The following is a 16,722-nucleotide window of genomic DNA, read 5'->3' as shown; positions in this document are numbered from 1 at the left end:
GCGTTACTTTTTCTTTCGCGATTTGACTAGAAACTGGCTGTATTGGATAATGCGCTCGAGCGATTTTTTACGGATATCCGGCTCGTCGAATTTCATCGGACGGGAGTTTGCTTCAAAAAACCAGATTTGCCCCGCACCGTCAATTCCGAGGTCCATCGACATTTCGCCGAGAATATGCCCGGAAGCTTTCTCGATCTGCCGGGCGATGGCGAACGCCGCCGTTTTTACGCGCACGAAAATGCTCTTGGTCAGCTCGGGACCGAAAACCGCATTCAGCAGCTTCTCCGGCTCGTCGATCCGCCCGCCGCGCGGTACGTGGGTCGTGATGCTCTGCTTACCGGCGACTCGCGCGCCGATACCGGTAAGGCTCCATTGGCCGAGATGGTTTTTCTGCACCAGCACGCGAAGGTCGAACGGCCGTTTGTTAAAGCTTGCAAGCGAAATGCCTTGCTGCACGATGTATTCCTCGCTGGTCATCATCGTTTTTAATTTGTTCCAAAGATGCCCCAAATGCGGATGGCGTGTAACGACGCTCGCTTTATCGTTCTGCATGGTGAGCAAGTAAGGAAGCTTCGTTCGCGCACCGATCCGTTCTACCTTCATAATGCCTTTTCCCGCTTTCCCCCGCACGGGCTTCAAGTAGACGATCGGGTGCTGCTGCAGCAGCGAATCGAGCTCCACCGACTGGGAAAGCCGTTTCGTCGCCGGAATGAATTTTTTGGTCGTCTTCGCTTTGCTGAGCCATTCGAACAACGTCCACTTGTTGAAAAAAGAAGGATTAAACAACCGGACTTGCGAGCTTCGCAGGCAAGCCTCGATTGTTTGCTGCACGTCAGACTGAAGCTCGTCGGTGCGCGTCGGAATCCGGTTGTAGACGACATTGGGCAGCGGCAGCATCTGATGCGTCCAGTTTTTCGTCTCCTCGTCATACGTATAGCCCGGTACCCGTTTGCCGCTCATTCTCATGTCTTTTACGGTAACGACATACACGAACGTACCGAGCTCTTTGCCCTTGGCAATCAGATCGATGAAATTCAAATGATTGCCCTTGAACGGTCTATCCTCGTCATGCGTGGTCAGGATGGCTAACGTGTGTTCCGGAGCTTCCTGCAGGGAAAGGTAGGGCGTTCCGTTGACTGTGTGAACCGAATGATTCGTTTTGGGTCCGGCTGCATTCACTTACCCCTCCCTCCTCACCCGAAACCGGCTCAGGTATAAGCAGTGATCGACCAGATTCGAGATGGAAGCCTTTCCTTGGGCTTTCAAGGAAGGATGCTTGAATATCGAACGTCCCGGTTTGGCGTTCGCTTCAAACATCCAAACGCTCTCGTTCAAATCGATCCCGATATCGAAGCCGAGCTCCCCGAGCGGATGCGGATAACGGCGTTCGATCGCCTCCGCGAGCTGAATGGCTACCTCCTTTGCATGCTCCAGCACTTGATCTGCGCGATGGCCGAATAACTGGTTCAGTACATGCTCGGGCGTCAGCAGCTGTCCGCCTGTTCTGACATGGGTCGTTACGCTGCCGCGTCCGGCTTTTTTCGCGCCGATTCCGGTGGGTACCCACTCATTCATTCCGTTCTTGGTCATATGAAAACGGAAGTCGATCGGACAGCTGTCGATTTCGATCAAGCGGATTCCTTGCTGCAGAACATAGCTTTGCAGCCTTATATTGTGCCGATACAGCATCTTCATCAAGCCTTCAAAGCGGGGAAACCGGATCAGCGTATTGCTGCCGTTCTTGCGGAACCGGGCGAAGTAGCCTTTGTCGGGATTGTAAGTCAGCCGGTAAATGCCGATTCCGAGACTGCCGTTCGTCGGCTTCAGAAAAACGAAGCGGTGCTTCTCCATCATCTTCTTGATCTCTTCGGGCGTAGGATCGATGATCGATTCGGGTACATACTTGGAGGCGTCCTCGCCCTCGAGCAGCCGGTAGACATCCCATTTATCGAAGAAACTCCAGTTGAAGAGCGGGATTTTACGGCGTACGAATTTATCCTTGAAGCTCTCCATGCTGATGGTCTTCTCCGCTTTGCGGCTCGATAATCGGTTGTAGACGACGTCGGGAAGCGGCAGCGTTTTGCGCTTCCAGCCTCCTTCTTCATCGGGAATAAGCCCGGTTACGACTCCCTCGCTCCAATTGACCTGCTGCGGCGAGAAGGCGTAGTAGAAAGCTTTGTTCGTTCCCGCCCTCATGAAATCGCGGACGAACGGGGTTAGAGAGCCGAATGGCTGCTGCATATCGCTTGTGTTGGATGCAAGGACGCCGACAAGCGGTCCCAGTTGAATGTCGTCGCCGTTCGTAGAGCGGATTTGGCAAGATCCCGTCCACGGCAGCTTGAGCATCGAGGCGACCGATTGAGGCAGGGAGCATACGCTGCCCTTGCGATTCATAATTTTGAGCGGTACGGTTACCGATTTGGATCCCAATCTGACCGTGATCGTCTTAGTCGGGCTTATCTTGAGCGTTTTGGCCAGTTCGCGCGAGAGCGTGACCGTGTTGACAAATTGCTGGGAAACGAGCACGGTGCATGTTGTCGAACTCATCAGGTGACCCTCCTATATTGTCAAGGCTTTCGGGAAGCCTGTGGCTTTAGCATCGGCCAATGCGGTCTGATTAGCGTGGCGGAATCAAGCAAAAATCGGGCATAGGCAATCGGATTGCTTACGGCAGAAACCGCCGCCCGTTCATTGGCCATTTGGGTAAACACCGTCCTGCCTGGCTTGGAATTGACCTCGATAATCCACACGTTCCCGCTGCGGTCGATGCCAAGATCGATGCCGAGCTCGGCTAGCCTGCCATAGTGTCCTTCAAGCGTTTGCGGAATGCGTAAAGAAAGATCGTTAAGCTTGAGCGCGAGCGATTGCGCGGTCCGATAACCGAACTCCGCTTGCAGGAAGGGGAGCGGCTCTTCGGCAACCCCTCCGCCGTGAATGTTGGAGGTGACGCTGCCGGGCTGACCGCGTCTAACCGCCATGCCGGTCAGCTGCCAGCGGCCGGTGCCGTCCTTCTGCACGAGGGAACGAATGTCGAAAGCTTCGCCGCTCTGTGAAGCCAGCGTCAAATATTGCTGAAGTAAATATTGCCGTCCTTTCGTCCGGCGGTTGACGTTATCGAGGAGTGCCGTCAGGCTGTCGAAGCGCTCGTTGACGACCCGGTTGTCGCGATCCCTTCCGTTCATGCGGTAGAGTCCTTCTTCGCAACGGTAAACATGAAGCACGCCTTTTCCTTGCGTGCCTGCATCCGGCTTCAAGAACGCTTCGCCTCGATCGTTTAGCCATTCCTCGAGCTGCCGGATCGATCTTAGCTTTTCCGTTACCGGCAAATAAGGCTTCAGCAAAGGATCTGCGGATAACGAGCGCTGCACTTCCCATTTTCCGGAGAGCGCCCGCCCGAGCAGTCTGACCGGCGACAATCGCTGCATCTCGTGAACGGCCGTCCGATGGGAAACATAGCGGCTGTTGTCGGGATAGAAGGAACGGTCGTATATAAGCTTCGGCATCGTCCGTTTTCGCCGTACCCATGTTTGCTCGGTACAGTCGAACGAATATCCGATGACCGTGCGGCTTGCCGGATCGAACCGGCCGGGCGAGAAAACGAATACGCGCACGTCAAGAGCTTCGCCTGCCGCGCACAGCTTGGCGTAGAAGCTTTTGTCCGCGAACGGGGGCTCGCCTTCCGTCTCGCATACCATGATGCCAATCGACCGTTCCATTGCGATCCACCTCTTCTTGTTGCCGTTAGCGAAACTTCGCCAGATGCTGCGAGTAGCGGACGATTTGCCTGACGGAAGGACGTATTTTGGTCGTGGCGTTGAGCGGCGAGTTATCGTCCTTAGACGGCTTGGAATTAACCTCCAGCAGCCAAACCTTGCCGTGAGGATCGACGGCTAAGTCGATCCCGAGCTCGGCGAAATGCGCGTCGATCTGCGTTTCGATGCCTTTGGCGATATCGAGCGCGGCTTTGTTGATGCGCTGCGGCACCGCCGATTTCTGGGTCGAAATCAGCTTCGATTTCATGATGGCGTCCTGGACGGGGCTTAACGTACCGCCTCTGGCCAGGTTGGAGACGAAGGTTTCATTTCCCGCTATACGCGCTACCGTCGATGTGATTTCCCAGTTTCCTGTTTTGCCTCTTTGCACCAGCGCGCGAAAGTCGACGGGCCGGTCGCTTACTTCCAGCAGCTTCAGACCTTGTTGAATTTGGTAGCGGCGCGTCTTCATCTTACCGGAAATGCTGTTGTAGAGCGGCGTGAGCTTCGGGAACGATTGACTGCGTATGCCGCCCAATCCCGTGTAATGACACTGGTAGGTGCTGTTCGCCAGCTTCGTAATCCGGATGATGCCTTTGCCGAGACTTCCGGTAACCGGCTTGAGAAACACCGTTCCGTATTTGCCGCACATTTTTTTGAGGGTCAGGTAGTTTTTGAACAGATGCGATTCCGGTAAATAAGACTGCAGCGCCTCGTCTTTCTGAAGCGCCTGGAACACCTCCGTTTTGTTCAGGTACTTTTCGTTGAAGATCGTTGTGGCGAATCGAGATTTGACGTCCCGCATAAACTGCTGTACGCCGGCGCTGTTCTCCAGCTTGCGAGTCGTCAGCCGGTTGTAGACGATATCGGGAATCGGGAACGTTTGGCGGCTCCATCTGTCCGTAAACGTCCAGCCTTGTATCGAGTTCGCCGACGTCGTGATATCCTCAGGCGTAAAAAAATAGACGAGTCCGCCGTAAGCTTCACAGGCACTCGTCAATTCCCTGCAGAAGGAGGAAATGGGCCCGAACGGCTTTTCAGGATCGCTGGAGGTGCGGCTGACCAGAACACCTACAAGCGGTCCGACACGAAGCGTTCTCGCTTCGGGTGAATAGCTGATGCAAAGCTTGCTGCCGTGATGAATGCCGAGATGGCTGGCTAACGCTTCGTGCAGCCGCATGGAAGTGATTTTAGCGGCAGAAACGACGGACACCGCTTTGCGCTGCGAACCGAATTGCAGTCCGATTTCACTGTCCGCCGGAATCTTCCACCGTTTCATGAGCGTGGCGCTCAACACGACGGTACGTTCATTCGGAAGAAGGCTTCCGTTTTGCACATGAATGACGATTTTTGTTGCAGCCATCGGGATCTCCTTCCCTGCATCAACAGTTGCCTTTCTTTGTCATCCAATGACTACTCCATCATATGAGGACATATATCCCTTGGTGATTGCAAAATGCGCGCCCATTATGGAAAAAAGCGAAGCGCCGCGTGTCCTGCGGCCCGGGCTTGTATGCGGTTTGGCGGGCGGGGGTGAAGCATGCGGAACGCAACAAAACAAAGCGGCCGTTTCAAAACCGGCGATATATGTAAAAGCACCCCGAACCGAGCGGCTCGGTTCGGGATGCTTTCGCGTTGGAGCTCAGCGCTTCAGGCCGCTAGCCTAGCAGGTGAAGAAGCTTACCATTTTCTGCTGCGGTCGCTTTTTTCGCATTTGCATTTGCGGAAGCTTTTCTCGCATTTGCACTTGCGGAAGCTTTTGTGGTCGGATTTGCACTCCTTGTGGCTTTTTTCGCATTTGCATTCGCGATGGCTTTTTTCGCATTTGCATTTGTCGAAGCTTTTCTCGGATTTGCACTCCTTGTGGCTTTTCTCGGATTTGCACTCTTTGTGGCTTTTCTCGCATTTGCACTCGCGGAAGCTCTTTTCACATGTGCATTTTTCGAAGCTTTTCTCGCATTTGCACTTACGGAAACTTTTTTCACATTTTTTCTCTTCACGTTTTTTACAAGGATCGAAGGAATTATGATGGCTTTTCTTTCTGTTTTTAGACATTCTATCAATCTCCTTTCTGAGTGGCATAATACAGAGTATGACCTGAATGAGAGATTGATATAGATTCTTAACATACTAGAAATGCCTTATTTTTCTAACCGCTCTGTTAATCTGTACCGGATCTGAGGCGTTTGCCCGACCCGGAGCTTCGAGCTGCGGCCGCATTCAATTTTGGTAGTAAAGGTCCCATGTCCATAAGAAGCGGCTGATATCGTCTTTTGGCGGACGCGGCTTTTTCTTGCGCGTATTGTCACGCGAGCTTTTATGGCTTTTGTGATCGCGCTGCCGCTTCTCTTTCTCGGTTCTTCTTTTGTTTCCTTGATCGCGCCGGTCAGTCTCGTTCCCGGCTTTTCTTTTGTTTCCTAGATCGTTTTTCAGCTCCTCGAACTCTTTGTTGTGCTTGCTTTTTTGAACCCGCTGGACGTCCTCGAGCCCCGTGTTGCGCTTGCTTTTTTGAACCCGCTGGACGTCCTCGAGCCCCGTGTTGCGCTTGCTTTTTTGAACCCGCTGGACGTCCTCGAGCCCCGTGTTGCGCTTGCTTTTTTGAACCCGCTGGACGTCCTCGAGCCCCGTGTTGCGCTTGCTTTTTTGAACCCGCTGGACGTCCTCGAGCCCCGTGTTGCGCTTGCTTTTTTGAACCCGCTGGACGTCCTCGAGCCCCGTGTTGCGCTTGCTTTTTTGAACCCGCTGGACGTCCTCGAGCCCCGTGTTGCGCTTGCTTTTTTGAACCCGCTGGACGTCCTCGAGCCCCGTGTTGCGCTTGCTTTTTTGAACCCGCTGGACGTCCTCGAGCCCCGTGTTGCGCTTGCTTTTTTGAACCCGCTGGACGTCCTCGAGCCCCGTGTTGCGCTTGCTTTTTTGAACCCGCTGGACGTCCTCGAGCCCCGTGTTGCGCTTGCTTTTTTGAACCCGCTGGACGTCCTCGAGCCCCGTGTTGCGCTTGCTTTTTTGAACCCGCTGGACGTCCTCGAGCCCCGTGTTGCGCTTGCTTTTTTGAACCCGCTGGACGTCCTCGAGCCCCGTGTTGCGCTTGCTTTTTTGAACCCGCTGGACGTCCTCGAGCCCCGTGTTGCGCTTGCTTTTTTGAACCCGCTGGACGTCCTCGAGCCCCGTGTTGCGCTTGCTTTTTTGAACCCGCTGGACGTCCTCGAGCCCCGTGTTGCGTTTGCTTTTTTGAACGCGCTGGAGGTTTTCTTGGCCCGTGTTGCGCTTGCTTTTTTGAATGTGCTGGAGGTTTTCGAGTCCTGTGTTGCGTTTGCTTTTTTGGAAGGGCTGAAAGTCTTCGAGACCTTGATCAAAATCGATTTCCTTCCTTCTCCTGCTGCGTCTCGCATCCCACGGCCATAGAAACTGGTTGATGTCGTTGCCGTAGCCGGTAACTCTGTATATGGTTTCCCGGCGGTTTTGCTGTCTATTGCGTGTGTTGTCGGACATCTATCATTCTCCTTGCTGATTGGTCATGCTAAAGGATATGAATGAAGTCGGACAATTGACATTCATGCGTTGGAAGAGCCTAATGAACTGGCATAAACAAGCCTTCAGGGGCATATCTTGTACTACATTTGCTATTAAAAGGAGTTGACTGCCGATGAAAGGCTTTAAACACGTCATCTATATGAGCGTCGCGCTGGGCATGCTCATTTTTGCGGTGCCTCAGCTGCAGGTAGGCGGGGGGCTTACGCTTCCGACCGTATTTTCCATCGTCTGGATCTGCTTCGCCATTCTGATCGTGGCTGCCAATCTGCATGAAATACTTGGCGTGGATGAAGAAACGCGTGCCGAGCTCGTCAAAGTAAAAAGGATGAAACGCTGGCAGATGCAGCAGAAGCTGACAGGACGCACGCGGCGGGTGAATTAAGGGAGCGGGCGGCGGAATGCGGCAGGTTTGACGAATGCCAGACAAGCCTGGCGGCCTGGAGGCCGCTTTTTGGCGTGTTTTGGGGAGATTACCCTTACGCTTAGTGCAGTTCTTCTATTCGCTTGAGCGGATCATCTCAAACATTTTTGGGTTTATTGCGGTTAGAGAGCTGGCGGATGAACGATCGATTGTACTATAATAGTTGTTACAGAGTAGTACAGATTGTTTGAGAGGAAAGGTTGCTCCGATGGATACGATTACGAACCATGAATCGCTTACGAAGCATGAACAAATATTGAAGCATATCGAAGGGCTGCAGGTCGGCAGCAAAATATCCGTCCGCAAAATCGCGAAAGAGATGGAAGTCAGCGAAGGAACGGCTTACCGGGCGATCAAAGAGGCGGAAAATCAGGGGCTTGTCAGCACGAAGGAACGGATCGGAACCGTGCGCGTCGAGAAAAAACAGCGGAACAACATCGATAAGCTGACGTTCGCCGAGGTCGTCAATATTGTGGACGGCCATGTGCTGGGAGGCTCGGACGGACTGTCCAAAACGCTCAATAAATTCGTCATCGGCGCGATGGAGCAGGAAGCGATGCTGCGCTATATTGACGCGGGCAGCCTGCTGATCGTCGGTAACCGCGAAAAAGCCCATATTTGCGCGCTTGAGCAAGGCGCGGCGGTGCTGATTACCGGGGGATTCGATGCCAGCGGCGACGTCAAAGCGCTGGCAAACGAGCTCGGCCTGCCGATTATATCGAGCAGTTATGATACGTTTACCGTCGCCTCGATGATCAACCGCGCGATCTACGACCGGCTGATCAAGAAAAAGATTATGCTCGTCGAGGATATTTTATCGACGCAATCGGCCGTTCATGCGCTGAAAGGCACGCAGACGGTGCAGGAATGGAGGACGCTGGCGCAGGAAATCGGGATCAGCCGGTTTCCCGTCGTGGATGAATGGAACAGGGTCATCGGCATGATAACATCGAAGGATGTCGTCGGCGCGTTGCCTGAGCAAACGATCGACAAGCTGATGACGCGCAATCCGATTACGGTGCATGCGCATACGTCAGTAGCCTCGGCCGCGCATTTGATGGTGTGGGAAGGGATCGAGCTGCTCCCGATCGTCGACAACAACCGCAAAATCGTCGGCGTCATCAGCCGGAACGACGTGCTTAAAGTGATGCAGTATATTCAGCGTCAGCCGCAGATCGGGGAGACGTTCGAGGATTTGATATGGGCCGGCTTCGAGGAGGAGACGGACGAGCAGGGCAAACGCATTTTCCGCGGTCAAATTACGCCGCAAATGACCAACCACCTGGGATCGGTATCGCCGGGCGTGCTGATGACGCTCATGACGCAAGCCGCATACAGCGTCGTTCAGGGATATAAAAAAAGCGACATGAACCTCGTGATGGACAACATGTCCACTTATTTCCTGCGTCCGGTGCAGCTGGAGCGGGAAGTCGAGATTCGTGCCGACATTATCGAAATCAGCCGCAAATACGGCAAAATCGACGTTGAAATTTATCATGACAGCGCGCTTGTCGCCAAGGCTATGATGACAGCGCAGGTTTTCGACCAGTCCTAGCCGGTTCGTTAGGGTGACGCGTGCTGATGCTGGAATCGTAGGTATTTCAAGAGTTGCTCGTTAGCGCAAGTATGCAAAGGCTCTTGGCTGAGTCGACCGTTTTTACGCTGCTGCTAAATTGCGCTATCTCTGCTGGAAACGGAAACGGCTGTGGTTGCGCAGGCCGGCGAACAGGTTGAACAACCCGAGCAGAAGCAGCAGCGCTCCGATGACAAGCCTGACGGTATTCATTTCGAACTGGAACAACTGCACGAGCGACAGCAAAATAAGCAGCATACCCATCGATATGTTCATCCGAGCTGCATAAAGACCTCTTGCTTGCGGTTCTTTGTGCAGCCGGTAGCGGAAGCTGTAAAATACCGAGAAGCCAAGCGAGGCTACGATTAAGACCGTTAATGCATATTGATACCATGCCATGAAGCCGATCATCCTTTGCTATTTTTCTCTAACTGTACCGATTTTCCCGTCGAAAATCAATTTCGAATCGGTTCTTTGGCGGTTATATAAAAAATCAGCTCGGATTGGATGACCACTACGGACTTTACGTTAACAACGTAGTCCCTGTCGAAAATATCGACGTACACCTTGTTGTCGATCAATTTTCGGAAAAGCTGCAGGTCTTCCTTGACGCGGGCCACCGGCTTTCCGCGCAGCGCCTCGAGATCGGTTTTCACGGCTTTGACGATTTCGCTTTCCGATTTAGGATCGATCGGATGTTTGGAGTCTGTTTCCAAATCGACGCTGATTAATGAAATATATGCTTGCCGGTTTTTGACGGTATTCATTTTGGACAAATCTTCCTTTAGATTCTTGTTCTCGTTCTTGAGCCGCTCCTTCTCCTCATGCACGATGCTGTAGCTGTGCTGATGCATGCTCATGTATACGGCGCTGCCGATGACCATGCCTGACAAGAACAAGCCGAAGCCGGCCAGTCCTCTGCGGTAACGGTTGAATGCCGGAATTCTCACGAGTCCGCCCCGCCTTTGCATATCCATTCGATGATCGAAAATCCGGCGTGGGCGCCGATAAACGCGCTGATAAAATACAATATTTGTTTGACGGCGGGCGACATGTAGCCTTCCGCAATATTGCTTTCAATAACCCGAAGCGGGTCGATCGTACCGCCTACCGCGGCGACCATCGCCCATATTTTAATGCTGCCGGCAATACGCATCATCCATACCTCCGGCGACTGCAGAATAAGCACCGCGCCGATTCCGCCCAGCATGCTGCCGCCGAGCACGATCCCGAAGGCGATGAAGAAATCCATCGTCATTTTCTCTAAAAAATCGGCTATATTCCCCATTTTCCCCGCTCCTCGCAAAGGTTTGTCCTTTTCCTTACATCTATATGTAAGAGGGAGAGTTGATAGAAGCGATAGGCGTTTTTTTTATGCGAGTTTAGAAGAAAACACAACTACGATTAGAGTGGATAGCCTTAATCCATCCGGCCAACTGTACATTTTCCCGCTGACTTTGTCGCCATATTAAAAAAAGAAGCTTCCAACCCCACGGCAAAAGTGGAAATGAAAGCTTCTGTGCAATCTCGTTAGGCGGGTCGTATACAAGCAGAGCAGGAATACAATAATGGCAATATATTAGGCGGAGCTCCATTTATAAGATGCCGCTTCATTATTTGGCCTGAGCGTGAGCGGTCTGCAAGGGGGCTTGAGCCTGCATTCTCCGGTTGGAAACGGCAACCCCGATCAAAATCAATGCGCCTCCGGCCAGCTGCGAAAGCGTAATGGAGTCGCCGAGAACGAAATAAGCGACGATGATGGCCACGAATGGCGGAATATTCATGAACATGGAGCTCGTAGACGCTCCGACCGCCGAGATGCCCTGATTCCACCAGAAGCCGGCCAACCCTTGACCGAATATCGCTACGCAAGCGAGAATGAGCCAAGTGGAAAGATGAAGGCTCATATGCAGATGCCCTTGGCTCGCTTCCCAGACCGCCGCCGGCGTCATCAGCACCGTCCCGATCACCGTAGCCAATATCGTAATGTCGTAGGAAGGCATCGTCACCGTAAGCTTGCGGATGAACAAAAGGCTGACGGACAAGGCCAGCATGGCCGCAAGCAGCAGGAGATCTCCTTTCGAGACGCCAAGCGACTTTCCGCTGAACAGCACGATCAAAACGACGCCGAACAAGGCGATTCCGGCGCCCGACAGCTTTTGAACCGTAAGCGATTCGCCGAGAAACATGCGGGCGAGGAACGTCGTCGCGACAGGCGACAGCGCGATAATAAGCGAGGCGTTGCCCGCCGTGGAATATTGCAGTCCGATAAAATAAAAGAATTGATTGAAAAGCGTGCCGAACAGACCGGCGAACAGCAGGATATACCATTCTTGCTTGGTGGGCCGTCTCATTTTCCGGCTGATCATCGCTATGGAAAGCAAAAATACCGATGTTAGCACCAGACGCGAATACGACAAAAAAATTGGAGAGAAATCTCTCAATAAATAAGCGCTCGCTACATAGTTGCATCCCCATAACAGGGAAACCTCGAGCAAGCGCAGCATGACTATGCGGTTAGACAAATCGATCGATTCCTTTCGCCTCAGGTGCAGAGCTTTACCCATTATATGCAGGGATAAGCAAAGCCGTAAAGCGAAGGATCGGTGGAAAAAAGGGTGTATTTCACCTTCTGAACCGAATTCGGCTGCGTACGACATGCCGTTCTCACAATCGCTCCGCGCAGCTAATCGATTTCGAAACTGGCTTCCGGGATCCAGCTGCCATGCCGGAAATCGCGCCCCCGAATGAGCACGCTGTGGTCGTATACTTCCACAAACAAACCTTCGCTGGCATCGGGCGTTAGCTCAAGCTCTCCGCCGCTGCCGTTATCCGTAAGCGGAGCGGCTACGGAGGAGGAACCGACCATGGCGAACTTGTCGCGGACGAAGGCTGCGGGAAGCTTCAGCTCCCGGTGCGTATGACCGGTGAACAAGACGGCCTGCGGATATTGCGCAAGCATGTTTTTCAGCCGTTCGTGCTGTATGGCGGCACGCTCGGGGATGCAGCAAGCCGCCGTACCCGACAAGGTGTTCGGCAGCGGCTGATGGAGAAATACGAAAATGCGTTTGTTATTCTTATTCTTAAGCAAGGATGTATGCAGCCAATCAAGCTGCTGCGGCGTCAAATAAGCGCCTTCGCCGTTCGTCGGATCCGACTGCCGGTACCGCTCCGAGCCGAGAAACAAAAAAGGAAAGCCGTTGACCGTTTTCTCGTAATAGACTTGTCGTTCTCCGGTCAGCGCCAGAAAACGAGCGATCGAATCGGCTTCCGTTTCGCCATGCGGAAAACCGCCGCGATCGAAGGCGCCTTTCCAGTCAAACCATGCTTTGTAATATTCATGATTGCCGATCGAGAAAAAGAGATTGCGGGGATGCGGAGCATCCGCAAACAATTTGTTCAGGACGGCGTAATCGGCAGGCTGTCCGTTCGTCATGTCGCCGTTTACGACAAGCGCGTCCGCTCGCGGTTTTATGCCGTTCAAATCGTTCAGCGCGTTGAGCAGCTTTTGGTGGGAGGGCATGTGCCAGGATTGGATGTGAATATCGCTTATAACGGCGAATGCCAGAAGCGGCTTTTCCGGCGCGCCGGGCGTTTCGTTTCCGATCGTTAACCGGGAGGCCGACGGCTCTTCATTTCCGGAAAAAGAATAAATGAACATAACGGCAAGCGCAATAAGCGAAACGAGCTGTCGCAGCTTCATCGTTCATCCTCCTTGTTTTCGAGATCATGGCATCGTTGTCCGCAGCGGAATATGATCCCGAACGTGGCAATAGTCAAGCGGTAAACCGATGTGTCGTTATTTTGGCATTTATAAGCAAAAACGATACGAAAAAAGGCGGCCGAGCCCGCAGGGACGCATGCCGGAAAGAAAATGACCGGCTTCTTGCGGAATACGAATGTGAGTTCGCCTTGTGCGTTCCGGTGTGATATAATGAGGGGAAACGAACGGGGCGGAGCGAGCCGCCCGAGACGAAGGAAGAAGAGCGGGGGGAAACGGGCATGAGCGAATATGTGCATCTGCATGTACACAGCGAATACAGCTTGCTGGACGGCGCGGCGCGCATTGAGGATATGGTGAGGCGTGCGGCGGAGCTTGGCATGAAGTCGCTGGCTCTAACGGATCACGGCGTCATGTACGGGGCCATCCCGTTTTATAAAGCTTGCGTGAAGAACGGCATCCGGCCGATCATCGGGTGCGAAATGTATTTCACGAGCGGTTCTCTGCACGTTAAGGGGTCGCGGCAGGATCAGCCGATCTACCATCTCATCCTTCTGGCGAAGAATGAGACCGGTTACCGCAATCTGATGAAGCTTTGCTCGATCGCTCATTTGGAAGGCTTTCATTATAAACCGCGAATCGACCGTGAGCATCTGGCGCGGTACGCGGAGGGGCTCGTTTGCTTGAGCTCCTGTCTCGGAAGCGAAATATCCCAGCATCTGCTGCATGACCGCAAGGAAGAGGCGAAGAAGGCGGCGCTGGCCAATAAGGAAATTTTCGGCGAAGACTTTTATCTGGAGCTTCAGGATCACGGATTGATCGAGCAGAAGAAAGTCAATCTTGCGATGCTCGAGCTGAGCCGCGAAACCGGTATACCGCTCGCCGTCACGAACGACGTTCACTACGTGCATAGCGAAGACCATGCGGTTCAGGACATATTGCTTTGCATCGGCACAGGCAAAACGGTCGAAGACGAGGAAAGGCTGAAATTCGGCTCGACGCAGCTTTATCTGAAGAGCGGGGAAGAGATGGCCCGCTTGTTTGCGCATGTGCCGGAGGCGATCGCTAATACCGCGCTTATCGCCGAACGATGCCGTTTGGAATTAACCTTCGGCAAGTCGGTCCTGCCGCAGTTTCAACCGATCCCGGACGGCATGACGGCCGGTTCCTATCTAGAGGATTTATGCCTTCGGGGGCTTAAGGCCCGTTACGAGGGGCAGCCGGAATGGCCGGATCCGGCGTATCGCGAGCTATTGGAGAGCCGGCTAAAGTATGAGCTAAGCGTCATCGGGAATATGGGCTTCTCCGATTATTTTCTGATCGTCTGGGATTTTATCCGGTTTGCGCATGAGAACGGCATTGCAACCGGCCCGGGACGCGGTTCGTCCGCAGGCAGCCTGGTCGCTTACGTGCTGAGGATTACAGACGTCGATCCGATTCGGTACAACCTGCTTTTCGAACGGTTCTTGAACCCTGAGCGGGTGACCATGCCGGATATCGACATCGATTTCAGCGACGAACGCCGTGACGAAGTGATCGATTACGTCGTGCGCAAATACGGCAAGGAGCATGTTGCGCAGATCATCACGTTCGGAACGATGGCGGCCAAAGCGGCGATCCGCGACGTAGGAAGAGTGCTTAACATGCCTTACAACGAGGTGGACCGGGCGGCCAAAATGATCCCGAACCATCTCCATATCACGATCGCTGAAGCGAAAGCGATGAATCCCGATCTGCAGGCGCTTTGCGACAAGCAGCCTAAAACCGCCGAGCTCCTCGCCATGTCGGAAAAGGTCGAAGGCATGCCGCGGCACGCTTCGACGCATGCCGCAGGCATCGTCATTTCGCGGGAGCCGTTGACGGAGTACGTCCCGCTGCAGGAAGGCGCCGAGCAATCGGCGCTGACCCAGTATACGATGGAGCATTTGGAATCGATCGGTCTGCTCAAAATGGACTTTCTCGGCTTGCGCACCTTGTCCATCATCGAGCGAACGCTGCGATGGATTCGCGAGCAGTTGGGAACGCCGGTCGATTTCCAGGCAATCCCGTTTAACGATCCGCGAACGTACGAGCTGATGTGCCGAGGCGATACGACGGGCATCTTCCAATTGGAATCGGCGGGCGTGCGCCGCGTGCTGAAGGAGCTGCGGCCGTCCCAATTCGAAGATGTCATATCCGTCCTTGCGCTTTACCGGCCGGGTCCCATGGAGTTTATCCCGAAGTACATTCAAGGCAAACACGGCCAGATCGCCGTCGAATATCCGCATATGGCGCTGGAGCCGATTTTGCAGGATACGTACGGCATAATCGTTTATCAGGAGCAGATCATGCAGATCGCATCGAAGATGGCGGGATTTTCGCTAGGCGAAGCGGATCTATTGCGGCGCGCGGTCAGCAAGAAGAAGCGCGAGGTGCTGGACGAGGAGCGGGCGCATTTTGTTCGCGGCAGCATCAAGGAAGGATATGCGGAGGAGGAAGCGAACCGGGTGTACGACATGATCGTCAGGTTCGCCGATTACGGATTCCCGCGCGCGCATGCCACCGCATATGGGGTGCTCGCGTTCCAAACCGCATTCCTGAAGACGCATTATCCCGAACAATTCATGGCAGCGATGCTGACAGCGGTTATGGGAAATCACCGGAAAGTTGCGGAATATGTCGACGAGTGCCGCCGCATGAACATCCCGGTGCTGCCGCCGGATGTGAACGAAAGCGGCGTCACGTTTACGCCGATTGCCAAAGGACGAATGGGCGGAGGCGGCAATGGAGCCTCTGCCGGCCAAGATGCGGGAACCGGTTTGCCCGCTTCAATTGAAGCGGCTGCTGCCGGCAGCGGCTTGAGCCAAGACGAGGACGCGCAAGCCGGAAGCGCGGACGGCAGGTTTTTGGCGGCGGAGCGTGCCGAGCCTTACCATGCCGACGCTGGTTCTTCGGCTATCCGCTTCGGACTCGGGGCGATCAAAAATGTCGGAACGCAGGCGATCGACTCGATTATTCGCGAAAGACAGGAGCGTCCCTTCGACAATTTGCTCGATTTTTGCAGGCGTGTCGATTTACGCGTTTGCAACAAGCGCGTTATCGAATCGCTTATTCAGGGCGGGGCGATGGACGCTTTTCCGGGTCATCGCGCCCAGCTTCTTGCGATGCTCGACGAGACGGTCGAAGCGGCGCTCAAGTGGAAGAAGGAGCGCGAGGAGCTGCAGCTGCATTTGTTCGGCTTCGACGAGGAAGTGAACTGGACGATCGAATATCCCGACATCCGGCCGTTTTCGCCGATGCAGCAGCTGGAGCTGGAGCGGGAGCTGCTCGGCATGTTTTTGTCGGGCCATCCGCTGGACGCCTATGAGGAGCTGCTTGCGGAAGCCGAGGTGGACGGCATTCACGAGCTTGCCGAAATGGCCGATGAAAGCGACGTCGTCGTCGCCGGCATGGTCGTTTCCTGCAAGACGATCGTCACGAAGAAAGGCCAGCCGATGGCTTTCATCGAACTGGAGGACCGGATCGAACGGGTCGAGGTAGTTTTGTTCCCCGAGGTATGGCGCAAGTTCGGGGAGCTGGTCGACAAGGGCAAGCTGCTTGCCGTTGCGGCCAAGCTGCAGCAGCAGGATGACGCGGCGAAGCTGCTCGCCGAGCAGGCGGTGCCGCTCGACGCCGCGCTGGCGCCGCAGCACCTGCGCGGGCTGCGCCGCCGCACGCGCAGCGCCGCGCCTGCGGCCCGCGGCCC

Annotated in this window: 14 protein-coding genes; 3 read left to right on the top strand and 11 right to left on the bottom strand. The window is 54.2% G+C overall.

Annotated features, from left to right (window positions below; translation table 11 throughout):
• Positions 1–3: 3 nt before the first annotated feature.
• From DQG23_RS04345 to DQG23_RS04320, 6 genes are all read right to left on the bottom strand, one after another.
• Positions 4–1,179: a YheC/YheD family endospore coat-associated protein gene (locus tag DQG23_RS04345; protein ID WP_238177747.1), complete on the bottom strand. Its 1,176-nt coding sequence runs from the start codon at positions 1,177–1,179 to the stop codon at positions 4–6.
• Positions 1,180–2,547, bottom strand: a complete 1,368-nt coding sequence (locus DQG23_RS04340) for a YheC/YheD family endospore coat-associated protein (RefSeq protein WP_113029596.1) — start codon at positions 2,545–2,547, stop codon at positions 1,180–1,182.
• 20 nt (positions 2,548–2,567) lie between these two features.
• Complete coding sequence (locus tag DQG23_RS04335; RefSeq protein ID WP_113029595.1) at positions 2,568–3,716, bottom strand: YheC/YheD family endospore coat-associated protein; 1,149 nt, start codon at positions 3,714–3,716, stop codon at positions 2,568–2,570.
• A gap of 25 nt (positions 3,717–3,741) precedes the next feature.
• Positions 3,742–5,115 (bottom strand): YheC/YheD family endospore coat-associated protein, encoded by a 1,374-nt coding sequence (locus tag DQG23_RS04330; protein WP_113029594.1) that lies wholly within the window; start codon positions 5,113–5,115, stop codon positions 3,742–3,744.
• Between the two features lie 295 nt (positions 5,116–5,410).
• A complete protein-coding gene (locus DQG23_RS41745) occupies positions 5,411–5,881 on the bottom strand; it encodes a hypothetical protein (RefSeq protein WP_158560292.1) in 471 nt (156 codons plus the stop codon).
• Between the two features lie 91 nt (positions 5,882–5,972).
• Positions 5,973–7,241 (bottom strand): hypothetical protein, encoded by a 1,269-nt coding sequence (locus tag DQG23_RS04320; protein WP_113029592.1) that lies wholly within the window; start codon positions 7,239–7,241, stop codon positions 5,973–5,975.
• Between the two features lie 154 nt (positions 7,242–7,395).
• On the opposite strand from DQG23_RS04320, the gene DQG23_RS04315 reads away from it, so the two are divergent.
• Both DQG23_RS04315 and DQG23_RS04310 read left to right on the top strand, forming a co-directional pair.
• Positions 7,396–7,665 carry a hypothetical protein gene (locus DQG23_RS04315; protein ID WP_113029591.1) on the top strand — a complete coding sequence of 90 codons (270 nt, stop codon included), beginning with the start codon at positions 7,396–7,398 and terminating at the stop codon, positions 7,663–7,665.
• Between the two features lie 247 nt (positions 7,666–7,912).
• Positions 7,913–9,259: a DRTGG domain-containing protein gene (locus DQG23_RS04310; RefSeq protein ID WP_113029590.1), complete on the top strand. Its 1,347-nt coding sequence runs from the start codon at positions 7,913–7,915 to the stop codon at positions 9,257–9,259.
• A gap of 123 nt (positions 9,260–9,382) precedes the next feature.
• Here DQG23_RS04310 and DQG23_RS04305 read toward each other — a convergent pair whose 3' ends face one another.
• From DQG23_RS04305 to DQG23_RS04285, 5 genes are all read right to left on the bottom strand, one after another.
• Complete coding sequence (locus DQG23_RS04305; protein ID WP_113030003.1) at positions 9,383–9,676, bottom strand: YtpI family protein; 294 nt, start codon at positions 9,674–9,676, stop codon at positions 9,383–9,385.
• A gap of 56 nt (positions 9,677–9,732) precedes the next feature.
• Positions 9,733–10,227, bottom strand: a complete 495-nt coding sequence (locus DQG23_RS04300; protein WP_113029589.1) for a sporulation membrane protein YtrI — start codon at positions 10,225–10,227, stop codon at positions 9,733–9,735.
• Positions 10,224–10,556 carry a YtrH family sporulation protein gene (locus DQG23_RS04295; RefSeq protein ID WP_113030002.1) on the bottom strand — a complete coding sequence of 111 codons (333 nt, stop codon included), beginning with the start codon at positions 10,554–10,556 and terminating at the stop codon, positions 10,224–10,226. Before DQG23_RS04295 ends, DQG23_RS04300 begins: the two co-directional genes overlap by 4 nt.
• 334 nt (positions 10,557–10,890) lie before the next feature.
• Positions 10,891–11,802: a DMT family transporter gene (locus tag DQG23_RS04290; RefSeq protein WP_158560291.1), complete on the bottom strand. Its 912-nt coding sequence runs from the start codon at positions 11,800–11,802 to the stop codon at positions 10,891–10,893.
• 161 nt (positions 11,803–11,963) lie between these two features.
• Positions 11,964–12,980 carry a metallophosphoesterase family protein gene (locus DQG23_RS04285; RefSeq protein WP_113029587.1) on the bottom strand — a complete coding sequence of 339 codons (1,017 nt, stop codon included), beginning with the start codon at positions 12,978–12,980 and terminating at the stop codon, positions 11,964–11,966.
• 299 nt (positions 12,981–13,279) lie between these two features.
• Between DQG23_RS04285 and DQG23_RS04280 the strand changes: the two genes are divergently transcribed.
• Positions 13,280–16,722 (top strand): DNA polymerase III subunit alpha (locus DQG23_RS04280; protein WP_113029586.1); only part of this gene is annotated, 3,443 nt, incomplete at its 3' end.

The sequence above is a fragment of the Paenibacillus contaminans genome (assembly GCF_003285015.1).
Lineage (GTDB): Bacteria > Bacillota > Bacilli > Paenibacillales > NBRC-103111 > Paenibacillus_V > Paenibacillus_V contaminans.
Note: the sequence above shows the minus strand (reverse complement) of the source record. Positions and strands in the feature narration are given on the sequence as shown.

Bases quoted from the DNA above. Each gene is read 5' to 3' on its own strand.
- DQG23_RS04340 (WP_113029596.1), bottom strand. From the start codon at position 2,547: ATGAGTTCGACAACATGCACCGTGCTCGTTTCCCAGCAATTTGTCAAC.
- DQG23_RS04335 (WP_113029595.1), bottom strand. From the start codon at position 3,716: ATGGAACGGTCGATTGGCATCATGGTATGCGAGACGGAAGGCGAGCCC.
- DQG23_RS04330 (WP_113029594.1), bottom strand. From the start codon at position 5,115: ATGGCTGCAACAAAAATCGTCATTCATGTGCAAAACGGAAGCCTTCTT.
- DQG23_RS41745 (WP_158560292.1), bottom strand. From the start codon at position 5,881: ATGTTAAGAATCTATATCAATCTCTCATTCAGGTCATACTCTGTATTA.
- DQG23_RS04320 (WP_113029592.1), bottom strand. From the start codon at position 7,241: ATGTCCGACAACACACGCAATAGACAGCAAAACCGCCGGGAAACCATA.
- DQG23_RS04315 (WP_113029591.1), top strand. From the start codon at position 7,396: ATGAAAGGCTTTAAACACGTCATCTATATGAGCGTCGCGCTGGGCATG.
- DQG23_RS04310 (WP_113029590.1), top strand. From the start codon at position 7,913: ATGGATACGATTACGAACCATGAATCGCTTACGAAGCATGAACAAATA.
- DQG23_RS04305 (WP_113030003.1), bottom strand. From the start codon at position 9,676: ATGGCATGGTATCAATATGCATTAACGGTCTTAATCGTAGCCTCGCTT.
- DQG23_RS04285 (WP_113029587.1), bottom strand. From the start codon at position 12,980: ATGAAGCTGCGACAGCTCGTTTCGCTTATTGCGCTTGCCGTTATGTTC.